At 40.6% G+C, this 11,386-nt stretch carries 14 protein-coding genes; 6 read left to right on the forward strand and 8 right to left on the reverse strand.

Translation table 11 applies throughout. From position 1 onward, the window contains the following. Positions 1-62: 62 nt before the first annotated feature. On the reverse strand, positions 63-299 hold the full coding sequence (locus L641_RS0107595) for a DUF2789 domain-containing protein (RefSeq protein ID WP_013465367.1): 237 nt from the start codon (positions 297-299) through the stop codon (positions 63-65). Between the two features lie 295 nt (positions 300-594). Between L641_RS0107595 and L641_RS0107600 the strand changes: the two genes are divergently transcribed. After that, positions 595-1,251, forward strand: coding sequence for a GNAT family N-acetyltransferase (locus L641_RS0107600; RefSeq protein WP_013465366.1), 657 nt, complete (start codon positions 595-597; stop codon positions 1,249-1,251). A 1,180-nt stretch (positions 1,252-2,431) separates the two neighbouring features. Here L641_RS0107600 and L641_RS0107605 read toward each other — a convergent pair. Both L641_RS0107605 and L641_RS0107610 read right to left on the reverse strand, forming a co-directional pair. Continuing rightward, positions 2,432-2,731, reverse strand: a complete 300-nt coding sequence (locus tag L641_RS0107605) for a DUF3301 domain-containing protein (RefSeq protein WP_013465365.1) — start codon at positions 2,729-2,731, stop codon at positions 2,432-2,434. Continuing rightward, on the reverse strand, positions 2,732-3,760 hold the full coding sequence (locus tag L641_RS0107610; RefSeq protein WP_024601587.1) for a DUF3549 family protein: 1,029 nt from the start codon (positions 3,758-3,760) through the stop codon (positions 2,732-2,734). A 103-nt stretch (positions 3,761-3,863) separates the two neighbouring features. On the opposite strand from L641_RS0107610, the gene L641_RS0107615 reads away from it, so the two are divergent. The 5 genes from L641_RS0107615 to L641_RS0107635 all read left to right on the forward strand — a co-directional run bounded on the left by L641_RS0107615 (position 3,864) and on the right by L641_RS0107635 (position 7,565). Further along, positions 3,864-4,184 (forward strand): YqcC family protein, encoded by a 321-nt coding sequence (locus tag L641_RS0107615; RefSeq protein WP_013465363.1) that lies wholly within the window; start codon positions 3,864-3,866, stop codon positions 4,182-4,184. Beyond that, positions 4,177-4,941 (forward strand): tRNA pseudouridine(65) synthase TruC, encoded by a 765-nt coding sequence (gene truC, locus L641_RS0107620; protein ID WP_013465362.1) that lies wholly within the window; start codon positions 4,177-4,179, stop codon positions 4,939-4,941. The genes L641_RS0107615 and truC overlap by 8 nt, the downstream gene beginning before the upstream one ends. Beyond that, positions 4,942-5,391, forward strand: coding sequence for a flavodoxin (locus tag L641_RS0107625; RefSeq protein ID WP_013465361.1), 450 nt, complete (start codon positions 4,942-4,944; stop codon positions 5,389-5,391). It begins immediately after the preceding gene. A 15-nt stretch (positions 5,392-5,406) separates the two neighbouring features. Next, on the forward strand, positions 5,407-6,282 hold the full coding sequence (locus tag L641_RS0107630; RefSeq protein ID WP_013465360.1) for an NTP transferase domain-containing protein: 876 nt from the start codon (positions 5,407-5,409) through the stop codon (positions 6,280-6,282). A 209-nt stretch (positions 6,283-6,491) separates the two neighbouring features. Then, complete coding sequence (locus L641_RS0107635; protein ID WP_013465359.1) at positions 6,492-7,565, forward strand: aminoglycoside phosphotransferase family protein; 1,074 nt, start codon at positions 6,492-6,494, stop codon at positions 7,563-7,565. Positions 7,566-7,670: 105 nt separating this feature from the next. Here the strand turns inward: L641_RS0107635 and L641_RS0107640 are convergent, their stop codons facing one another. The 5 genes from L641_RS0107640 to L641_RS0107660 form a co-directional block, all read right to left on the reverse strand. After that, positions 7,671-7,910: a hypothetical protein gene (locus L641_RS0107640; RefSeq protein WP_008109433.1), complete on the reverse strand. Its 240-nt coding sequence runs from the start codon at positions 7,908-7,910 to the stop codon at positions 7,671-7,673. Between the two features lie 138 nt (positions 7,911-8,048). Beyond that, positions 8,049-9,014 carry a lipoyl synthase gene (lipA, locus tag L641_RS0107645; RefSeq protein ID WP_013465357.1) on the reverse strand — a complete coding sequence of 322 codons (966 nt, stop codon included), beginning with the start codon at positions 9,012-9,014 and terminating at the stop codon, positions 8,049-8,051. Continuing rightward, the gene (gene lipB, locus L641_RS0107650; protein ID WP_013465356.1) at positions 9,011-9,664 is read right to left on the reverse strand and encodes a lipoyl(octanoyl) transferase LipB; all 654 of its coding nucleotides are present in this window, start codon (positions 9,662-9,664) and stop codon (positions 9,011-9,013) included. Before lipB ends, lipA begins: the two co-directional genes overlap by 4 nt. 19 nt (positions 9,665-9,683) lie before the next feature. Continuing rightward, positions 9,684-9,962, reverse strand: coding sequence for a DUF493 family protein YbeD (gene ybeD / locus L641_RS0107655; protein WP_016898950.1), 279 nt, complete (start codon positions 9,960-9,962; stop codon positions 9,684-9,686). A 210-nt stretch (positions 9,963-10,172) separates the two neighbouring features. Continuing rightward, complete coding sequence (locus L641_RS0107660; protein ID WP_024601588.1) at positions 10,173-11,333, reverse strand: serine hydrolase; 1,161 nt, start codon at positions 11,331-11,333, stop codon at positions 10,173-10,175. Positions 11,334-11,386: the final 53 nt, after the last annotated feature.

Consider the following 11,386-nt stretch of genomic DNA (forward strand, 5'->3'; position numbering starts at 1 on the left):
CATGGAAGTTGCGAGCAGGTATGGTAACAATAAAGTGGCTCAGACACATTAAAATGTGCGATTTAATTATTTTGACGAAGGCGAGAGTCGAGTTCGTCAATTACCTCACTCCAATCGCCATCAACCGCCAGCGATTCAGCAATAAAGTGTTGTTGGGCTTCATCCCAAAAGGGAGCATCTTGCAATAATGTGGTATCCGAAATGGCATGCGATGCAATAAATGCATCTATTTCTGCTTCTGTATTAGGTAACCCTAATTGTGCGAACAATGTATTTATGTCGTGCTTAGTCGTATCCATAATCGTGCTCCTTAATGAATTAATACTTAATACTTATTAACTCTAGGGGGGAATGATATATCTAGCCAGTTTAACCCTTACTGAATTTACGCTTTATTTACTCAGTAGTAAGTCGCTAAAGCATGATCTGACTCAATGCAGTGGATGAGCGTACTAACTAAAATGTAAATTCGCTTATTTGCCCCACTTAGGTATATAGTTATATGAGCATTTGGTCATCGTTGTAGTTCAAAATTAATCCCAAACAAGTTACGCGGCGTAATGACAAAGGGTATAAAATAATAAAGGAAATAAAATGACAGCCACAGCAGAATCCACAGACACGTTTAGCGTGCAACATATTGCACCAGAAGATATCAGTACCGCTGCAAGTCTTATATATCAGGCCTACCAAAATGACCCTATTTTACAAACTCTGCTAGGGTATAACGAAAAAAGCCCTCTGGACTATGAAAAAAAACTCCGTGCGCTTATTCGCGAAGAGCTCAGTAGCTTTTGGCAAGAAAAACAGCCTTTAATTGGCCTTTACCGTAATGATAAGTTAAAAGCAGTTGCTTGTGTATTTGAGTCAAGTAGCCAACTTCAAGCAGAGCGTTATTGGCATTGGCGATTAAAGTTGATGTTAAGTGCCGGTTATTTGCAAACGAATCAATTAATTGAAAAAGAAAAAACTATTCGTGATGCACTAAAGCCGCAAGGCAATTACTACTTTTTAGCGTTTATCGCCGTTGACCCACATTTTCATGGTCAAGGGTTTGGCCGCCAATTACTTAAAGGCTTAGATGGTTTATTACATGACAATCCTGAGTCCTCTGGTATAGCGGTATTTGTGACTCGTGACGAACATACGCAATTTTTTAAATCACAAGGCTTTGAGCACTTTAAGCAGCTCACATTTAACCGAGTTAAAGGTGAATTACTTTTTAAAGCTGCTCTATCTGTACAAGGCTAGGTGTTTAGAATTGTGATTGGTAATTGACTTTCGGATTGAGAATCTCAGTCAGTGGCATCTAGTAGCTTACTTAGCCGTACGTGAGCAGTGAAAAATTGGCTGCCGCTGCGGGTAAGAATTGTTTGCAAAAATCTCATAAAATAGTCCCTGTATGTAACCCTACCAGTGTGCTGGTTAGGGTTCGTTTACTACGCAATAACGTCAAACGTAATTGTACGTTCAACTTCATTGCCTCTGTATTAGTAACAAATATGAGCTAGATGAGCAAACTATACTGGAGCTAGAGTAAAAATAGTGGGGGCGTGCATAGAAATAGAGGATCCAAGGCGGGTTTCAGCCTACCGGAAGAATGGTTACCTTCAAGTTGAATTAATTAACCCATTCGACTTCACAAGGAAATACCTAAAATACTGATATTTAAAATAAATCACACATCAACTTGTTATCTTGAAAAAATGTAGAGAAATCAAACCAGTATCATGAAGATTGCAGTTTCCTTATCCAGCTCAAACAACTTTTCAACAATCCACGTAAGTCATAATAGTGCTTTTTTACACTATAGTGTCGGAAATTGTCACTAATAGTGCTTTTTTCCATGATTATGTAAGCCAATGTTCCAAATAGGGCGCACTTACGTGAGATATATCTTACATTAACGTGCGCCTTGTCAGTTTAACTCCGTATTTTATCTTCTTAAAAACATCAAGTCATTGTTATTTATAGTTATTTTTATTTTTCAATTTTATGACCGTAATTTTTTTTGTTTTCTTCACTATCATACGAAGCCGTTTGCTTTAAACTTTACTTTGTCAAGACGACATAGCCCAATGATTGAGCTACTGCCACGGATAAGGAATCAGGCAACTAAGTAGTTACTAGCAGGAAGCACAAAGGACAAGTTAACACGGATGCAGGGATTAAACAGGAAGTACACGGAGTACTAAAATAGCTGGGAGCTATTTAAAGGACACCAAGGATGATGCGATAGGAAATTGCAGGAGCGTTAGTTTACGCAGGATAGCCAAGGCGGCAAGTGGATATTGCAGGATGCAATGGAGAGTAAACACGGTAGTTTGCTCGTTCAGAGGATGATAAACAGGGAATAGGTAAAGGATACCTTACAGGATGTTTGCAATTGGGGCGTAACTGAGGTTACGCCTTAGTTTTTTGTGCTAAGAAATTATATTCTATGTGGTGGCACAACCACACTTTTTAGTTTTTCATCTTCCATGATTAATACCCCTTGGTAGGCGTTTTCACCGTCACTTGAAAACTCAAAAATAAATTCGCTTTTCATGCCCGGTTTACCACTTTTTAAAATGCCAAATCGACGCTTGTTACAAGCTACACTCATAAGTTGCACTTGCAATTGCTCGCTTTGGCGTTTGGCATGAACGTTCGCTGCTTCGGCTATTTTACGATTTAGCCAAAAAAAATAAATTACAGCACCAATAAGTATGAACGTCCATAAACTAGCCATTTAAGAGAATAACCTTCCAATTGCGCGAGCTAATGTCTCGCTTCTGTTTTCTTCACGTAATAAAGCTAATAAGTGAGGGCGAATAGTCGCAATTGCAACTAAATCTGCAAAAACGCTAGGAAATAATTCAGCTATTTTCTCATGATGCGCACAGTTATCCATAAACACATGTAAACGCTGTGGCTGTTCTAACTGTTTGAAGCAGCGACCAGCAATGGTCAACAAAATATCAGAATCCTGCCCTAAAGGTGAGTTAAGCGCGCAGTCAACAAGTTGTGCGCTAAGCCCTACTGCTTGCCCTGATGATATTGCACGCAGCGCGGCAGAGGCCGCAACAACATCATTATTACTAAGGGCGGTTTGCCCATAACTTAACAATAACTCACTTAACGAGGGCGGTATTTCGATGTGTTCAAGCATTGCACTTAATGGCTGTAATACTTCAACTGGTAATTTAGGCCACGCTGCTTGTAAGTGCTTTAAGTTATCAGCACTATGAAGACGATAAGCAAAATCGGCAATGCCTTGTAACGCGACATTTTGCCAATTATCAAAGCCAATTTGGCCACTAAAGTAGAGTTGGGCGTGCTCGTAGTATTGCGACGCTGGTTGCTTTAGCAACACTTTAACTTGTGCATTGAACGCCGCTAATTTATTCGCGTTCGGAGTAAATACATAAGGGTTGTTATCGAGTGTGCCATCGGCTTGCTCGCCGGTAATTTCTGTTCCTAGTGCCTGAATAACCATATCTGCAAAGTGATCACGGCTCGCGCTTACTAACTTACTTTGCTCATCAAGTGGGAATTTTAAGAACCACACATAGGGTTCTTTACTGGCTTTGCTATCCCAAAACTGAATCGCTAACCATGCATGACCTGCTAACGGGTAAGGGTAAGGAATTTGCGCTTGTTCAACGGCTAAAAATTGTTGTTTATCAAGCTTGGTAATGTGCCTGCCAATATCAAAAGCACGCCATTGAGTGCCTGCACCATCTAAAAGCTGGCCTAACGTAGCTATATGTTCACTCATGGATTTCCAACTGTTTTTACTACAAAATTACCTTAATTATACGCCATAGCGACTGTTGTGGGAACAGGGTATAATTGCATAATACACAGACCAAAGGGTGATTATGTACCAGCAAACCCACATATATTTACAGCAATTAGCGGCGCTACTTAAAAAGCATCAACTGTGGCAGGTTGAGCCACTGAATCCCGATTTATTAGATTCTAGCGTACCGTTTTGTCACGATACACTGGCATTTGAACAATGGTTGCAGTTTGTATTTATTGAAAAGTTACAGCGGCTAATTGACAACAAGCAGCCGTTACCGCGCAATTTTGCAGTCGCCCCGATGGCGCAAATGACACTCACTGATAAATCAGGCAGCGAAGACATTATCGCTTTACTGACCCAATTAGATTCATATTTAGGAGAGCCTAATGAGTGAGCGCCCAGAGCCTATTGAATACGGCGAACTGTCGATTCTTTATCAAGATGAAAATTATGTAGCAATAGATAAACCCTCTGGGCTACTTGTTCATCGCTCATTTTTAGATAAACATGAAACCCAATTTGCAATGCAAATGCTGCGCGATCAAATAGGGCAACATGTGTTTCCTGTTCACCGTCTTGATAGGCCTACTTCGGGTGTATTACTGTTTGCATTAAGCTCAGAGGCGGCGCGTGATATGAATCAATTATTTATTGAGGGCACAATAACAAAACGTTATTTAGCGTTGGTACGCGGGTTTGCGCCTGAATCTGTTTTTTTAGATAAACCGTTAAAAGAAGAACTCGACAAAATAGCCGATAAGTTTGCTGATCAAGACAAAGCCGCGCAAGAAGCACAAACCCAATTTAATTGTTTGCATCAAGCTGCGCTGCCTATCCCAATAGGAAAATACCCAACGGTTCGTTATTCTTTGGTAGAGTGTTTTCCTAAAACGGGTCGCAAACATCAAATACGCCGGCATTTAAAGCACTTGTCTTTACCTATTATTGGTGATGTAAATCATGGCGATAACCAGCATAATCAGTTTTTTAGGGAGCATTTTTCGCTTCGCCGTCTAATGTTGTTTGCATCAGAGCTTAGCTTTGTGCACCCTTATAATAATGAACCCATAACAATTAAAGCGCCGCTGGGTGATGCAATGTTAAACATTTGCAAACAGCTGGGGTGGCCAGAACAAGAAGAGGATTATTAAATGGCACATATTAGTATTTTTGTTGGCAGCGTGTATGGCGGTGCAGAGCGATTAAGTGAGCAAGTTAGCGACACGCTAGAGCAAGCTGGTCATCAGGTTAGTGTCTTCGAGCAGCCTACTTTAGATGATATAAAAAATGCTTCGCATATTTTAATTGTTACCTCGACCACTGGGCAAGGCGATATTCCTGATAATTTAGCGGATCTTTATCATCAATTAAATAGTACTTTTCCAATGCTAACAGACAAGCCTTTTGGTATTGTTGCCATGGGTGATAGAAGTTACGGTGATACGTTTTGTGGGGCAGGGCGCAGCTTTGATGAGCTACTACGTGATTTACAAGCTAAACCTGTTGGTAACCGACTAGAAATCGATGCCTGTGAAGACTTTGAGCCATGGCCGGTAACTGAGCCTTGGTTGCAAGCTTGGCTTGGTAAATTACCCTCATAAATGCGCAGACTCTAAATGAAAAAACATAAACTGAGTTTGGTTGTGCTTGCGGGTGGCTTAGGTAGTCGCTTTGGTGGCAATAAACAAATAGCAGCAATCCCTGGGCTAAATTGCACGATTATGGAGTTAAGCATTACTGATGCGTATCGCGCCGGTGTGACACAGGTTGTACTGATCATCAATCAAGCCGTTCGCAGTGAGATAGAACACACTATTTTACCTCGCTTACCTAAAGCCCTTGACGTGGTATTAGTAGAGCAACATAACGCGCTTGTTCCTGATGCATACAAAGCACTATCACAGCAACGTATAAAACCATGGGGCACAGGGCATGCGTTACTGTGTGCCAAAGCATATATTAACAACCCTGCAATTGTTATTACCGCAGATGACTATTATGGTGCGTCTTCATTTTTATTGCTTAGTGAGCATTTTAAAAATAGCCCCGAATGGGCAATGGTGGGGTACCCGATTATCAATACCCTCTCTGAGCACGGTGGGGTTAATCGCGGGGTATGTAGCATTGCTGATGGAAAGCTTGTTGCAGTGACGGAATATTTAAATATTCAAAAAGAATCTGCACATATTGTTGGAAATAATCCGCAGGGCTTGCGTGAAAAAATTAGCCGAGATGCGCTAGGATCTATGAGTTTTTGGGGGATCACGCCGTGCTTTTTTGATTATTTGCAACAAGGTTTTGAGACGTTTTTACAGCAATATAACGCTAATACTCAGCAAGAGTATTACTTACCTGATCAAATCCAGCAAGCGATTAATGTAAAAGCACAGCCTGTATTTGTATACACTGCAAAAGAGCCTTGGTTTGGTGTTACCTATAAATCAGAACTGACAAGCATTGCGGCTACTTTGTGCGCATTGCGTCAAGCGTAAAGGTGTTAATACCAATTTTATTAAAAATATGATCAATCTAGCGTATTAAATAACCCGCTTCCTGCGTTAAAAATTATTTATATAGAACAACTATGTATCATAATTTTCGCCTTGCTATCGCGTTATTTCCTTGTCGCTGTAATCGTTCACTAATTTAATGCAATTGATATAAATTATTGTCGCCTTGGGCGAAAAGAGTGAAGTAGAAAATGAATTCAATTCCTATAGAAGTTTACTTATCTGAGAGTTTTGGCCTTGACGATAAGCATGCGAGTATAAAACCCATTGGTAGTGGGCATATCAATACTACCATGTTATTGAGCACACCTAAGCGGTCATTGGTTGTACAAAAGCTCAATACGGTGGTATTCCCAAAACCACAGTTACTTGTTGATAATGCAAGATTAATAGAACAACACTTAAGCAAAAAGCAGCAAGTCGGTGAGTTCAACTTAGCAATTGTGCGGCATGTAGCAACAACTCAGCATGACTATTTAGTAAATAATAATAACGATACTTGGCGAGCCCTTGAGTTTATTGGTGGCAGTTACAGCGAAGATGTGGTTAATACTGTTAGCCAAGCGCAAACCGCGGCTAATGCATTTGGCCAATTTGCTGCAGCATTAGAGGATTTTGACGCTAACAAATTACATGCAGTTATCCCTAACTTTCATAACTTAGCCATGCGTGCAGAGGTTTTTAAGCAAGTTATTAACGCCGATCCTCATAAACGTGTAGCTCATTGTCAGGAGGAGGTTGATTTTTGCTTGTCGCAGTTCTCACTCATTGATGAGCTCAATGCATTAGCTGGAAAAGTCCCTATTCGCGTGTGTCATAACGATACTAAAATAAACAACATGCTATTTTGTTCAGATTCAAATGATGCAAAAGCGGTGATTGATTTAGACACCTGTATGCCAGGTTATTGGCTTAATGACTTTGGCGATATGGTCAGAACATTCTGCTCTGCAGAGCAAGAAGATTCAACAGCGCTTGAAAAAGTAGGTGTTCGTGAAGACATTTTTGCAGCAATTGTTAAAGGTTACGTTGAACCATTAAAGTCAGTATTAACGGCCGCAGAAAAACAAAGCTTTTGGTTAGGTGCTAAAGTAATGCCTTTTATGATTGGCTTACGCTTTTTAACCGACTATATAGACGGCGATAATTACTTTAGTGTTAAATATGAGAGACACAATTTAGATCGCGCAAAAAATCAATTTGCGTTGTACAGGGATATAGTAAGTAAGCAGCAGGTATTAAAGGCGATGTTAACTCAGATATAAGCCCAATTGGTTATATTGCTCAAAGTGTTAAAGCTAAGCTTTGAGCAATATAAAGCGAGGTTAAACGCTGAAAATACGTATAAACTTCCAACCCCTCAATCGTTATTAAGCATCGGCTAGTTTTACGCGGATTTTGCTTTTATCAACGGTTGTTTGATTAAGGGCTTTAATAGCGCCTTTAACTTCAATGTCGTTTGGCATTTCTACAAAAGCAAAACCTTTTGATTGGCCAGTTTCTTTATCGAGTACTAAGTTACAGGTGGTCACTTTACCGTGCGCTGTAAATAAAGTACGAAGCTCATGCTCAGTGGTAGCACGAGATAAGTTGCGAACTAATAGTTTCATAATGAACCTAATTAAGGGTATCAGCGGTAATTATCTCAAGTAACCCCGCTTTAGCCTAACTTTATTTTACATTTGCTGAAAATAACACCCATAAACAAAAAAAGCTGCTCGTTGGCAGCTTTTTGTTAATCAGCAGGCTTATTTTACTTCTTTACCCGCTGCTTGTTGATCTGCGTGATAGCTTGAGCGTACAAACGGGCCAGAAGCCGCGTGTGTAAAGCCAATTTCATCAGCATACTCTTTTAGTGCATCAAACTCAGCAGGCGGCACGTAGCGTTTTACTGGTAAGTGATGCTTAGAGGGTTGTAGGTATTGGCCTACGGTTAGCATATCAACGTTATGCTCACGTAAATCACGCAGTACTTCTTCAATTTCGCTAATTTCTTCACCAAGGCCAACCATTAACCCCGATTTAGTTTTAACCTCAGGGTGTGCTTCTTTAAAGCGGCGTAATAATTCAAGTGACCACTTGTAATCAGCACCTGGACGCGCCAATTTGTACAAACGTGGTGCTGTTTCTAGGTTGTGGTTAAATACATCTGGCGGCGTTTCAATTAATATTTCCAACGCTCTGTCCATACGACCACGAAAATCAGGGACTAATATCTCAATGGTGATTTCTGGATTGTGCTTGCGAATTTCACGGATACAATCGGCAAAGTGCTGAGCGCCACCGTCACGTAAATCATCACGGTCTACCGAAGTGATCACTACGTAGCTTAGCTTCATGTCTTTAATGGTCAGTGCAAGCTTTTCAGGCTCTGCTGCATCGGGCTTTAATGGACGGCCATGTGCAACATCACAGAATGGGCAACGACGTGTACAAATAGCCCCTAAAATCATAAAGGTCGCCGTACCGTGGTTAAAACATTCTGATAAGTTGGGGCACGAGGCTTCTTCACATACAGAGTGAAGGCCATGCTTACGCATTGCTTGTTTTATGCCGTCAATCCGCTCGGTTGACTTAGGTAAGCGGATTTTAAGCCACTCTGGCTTACGGAGCATTTCGGTTTTTTCAGTTGGTAAAACTTTAACGGGGATCAACGCCATTTTTTCTGCGTCGCGTAGTTTTACACCTGGTTCCATTTTGACTGGTTTATTCATTCGTTTTCAAACCCTTCAGTATGCTTAACCTGTGTTGCATTAAGCTTTTTGATCATGTGTTTTACCAGCCCTTGACCTGCAGCTTCAAGGTTTTGAGGGCCATTTAATTCTTTAGTTTGCACCATATTCATGCCCGCATAACCACAAGGGTTAATGCGTAAAAATGGACTTAGGTCCATGTTAACATTTAATGCTAAACCATGAAATGAGCAGCCACGACGAACTCTTAGGCCTAAAGAGGCAATTTTGCTGTCGTTCACGTAAACACCGGGTGCATCGGCTTTTGCGTATGCATCAATACCGTACTCAGCAAGGGATTCAATAATACATTCCTCAAGCCATGTTACTAGCTCTCGTACGCCAATCTTTAAACGACGTAAGTTAAATAATACATACATCATTTGCTGACCTGGGCCGTGGTAAGTTACTTGTCCGCCACGATCCACTTTAATCACTTCAATGTCACCTGGGGCGAGCAAGTGCTCATCTTTACCGGCTTGGCCTTGGGTAAATACACTTTCGTGCTCTACCAGCCAAATTTCATCTGGGGTATTTTCATCACGGGTGTCGGTAAACTCTTGCATTTTTTGCCAAATCGGCATGTAACGCTGACGACCCAGTTGGCGTACGATTAGGGTGTTTTCGCTCACAACAAATCTCAACTATGGATTAAAGCATATGGCGTACGTCATCGATGTTGCTGATCACGTTGTAAATTTCTTCAATGTGTTTGCCGCTTGTTACAGTAGCTACTAGCGTTACAGACTCGTAATTACCTTTACTGCTTGGTTTTACTTTTGGCGCATAATCACCTGGAGCAATAGGTTGTAATTTAGCTAAAATTTGATCAGTTAAGTTTACATTAGCTAGACCCATAATTTTAAATGTAAATGGGCAAGGGTACTCTAAGTACTCATCAAATTTAGTGTCTTTAACAGGTTCAACCACGACGGGAACTCCTCAAACAAAAAGTGTTGGCTTTGCTAAAACGCGAAGCTTAAAACTGACAGGCTAATGGCAATCTTGAAATGATGCTATTGTTGACCCAAGCCAATGATAGTCATTCAATACGATTGGTATATATGGGGCGCATTCTAGCACTTTTCAAGCAAAAAAAAACGCCTCACAGTGGAGGCGTTCATATTACTTTACTCGCAATTACATAATCTGTAAGCGTAAGTAGTCATATATTTTACTAAAGAAGCTACCTTCTTGTATTTCTTCAAGTGTAACTAGCGGATATTGTGCAATATCTTCGCCTTCAAGCTGTAAAAATAAAGTACCTACTTTTGTGCCTTTAGCTAAAGGTGCCTCAAGGGTATCGTCTAGCTCAAAGTTTGCTTTAAGGTTTTTATGCTGACCACGAGGAATAGTAATGGGTGTATCTTCTAAAATTCCTAAAGAAACATTCTCTTTATTGCCCATCCAAACACGTTGCTCAGCAAAGCTGTCGCCGGCTTTATACGGGGTAATTGTTTCAAAAAAGCGAAAACCGTAGTTTAGTAGTTTTTTACTTTCTACTTTACGCGCGCGCTCACTTGAGGTGCCCATTACAACGGCAATTAAACGCATGTCGTTTTTTGTTGCAGAGGTGACTAAGCTGTAACCCGCCTCAGACGTGTGACCTGTTTTAATACCATCTACATCTAAGCTTTCATCCCATAACAACGAGTTGCGGTTATATTGCTTTATACCATTAAAAGTAAAAGACTTTTGTTTATATAGAGCGTATTCATCAGGCACATCTCTGATAAGTGCAGCCCCTAATGTTGCCATGTCGCGTGGCGTTGTATAATGCGCATCAGTATCAAGGCCATGGCTATTAACAAAATGCGTATTAGTCATGCCTATTTTTTCGGCGTGAGCATTCATTAAATCTGCAAACGCGCTTTCGCTACCAGCAATATGCTCTGCCATAGCAACACATGCATCATTTCCTGATTGAATAATAATGCCATGGTTAAGATCATCGACACTAACTTGTTTACCGACTTCAATAAACATTTTTGATGATTCAGGGAAGTTTTTTGCCCACGCTTTTTCACTAACAGTAACCATATCGGTAGGCGCAATATTACCAGCATTAATTTCGGTACCAATTACATAACTGGTCATCATTTTAGTTAAGCTGGCCGGTGCGAGTTTGGTATCAGCCTCGCCTTGTGCAATGACTTTACCTGTGGTGAAGTCCACCAAAAAGTAACCTTTTGCATTAACTTGAGGAGGCGCTGGAATAATTTGGGCGGTGGCTGAAAAGACGGCGGCAGAACAGACTAAGCCGCAAACACCAGTAAGAATTTTATGTTTAATAGATTTCATCATACTCATTAATGGTTAAAGTTAAAAATATGCGTATTCCCATTCTAAAGGGC

Origin of the sequence: Pseudoalteromonas sp. TB41 (genome assembly GCF_000497975.1) — a bacterium.
Taxonomy (GTDB): domain Bacteria; phylum Pseudomonadota; class Gammaproteobacteria; order Enterobacterales; family Alteromonadaceae; genus Pseudoalteromonas; species Pseudoalteromonas tetraodonis.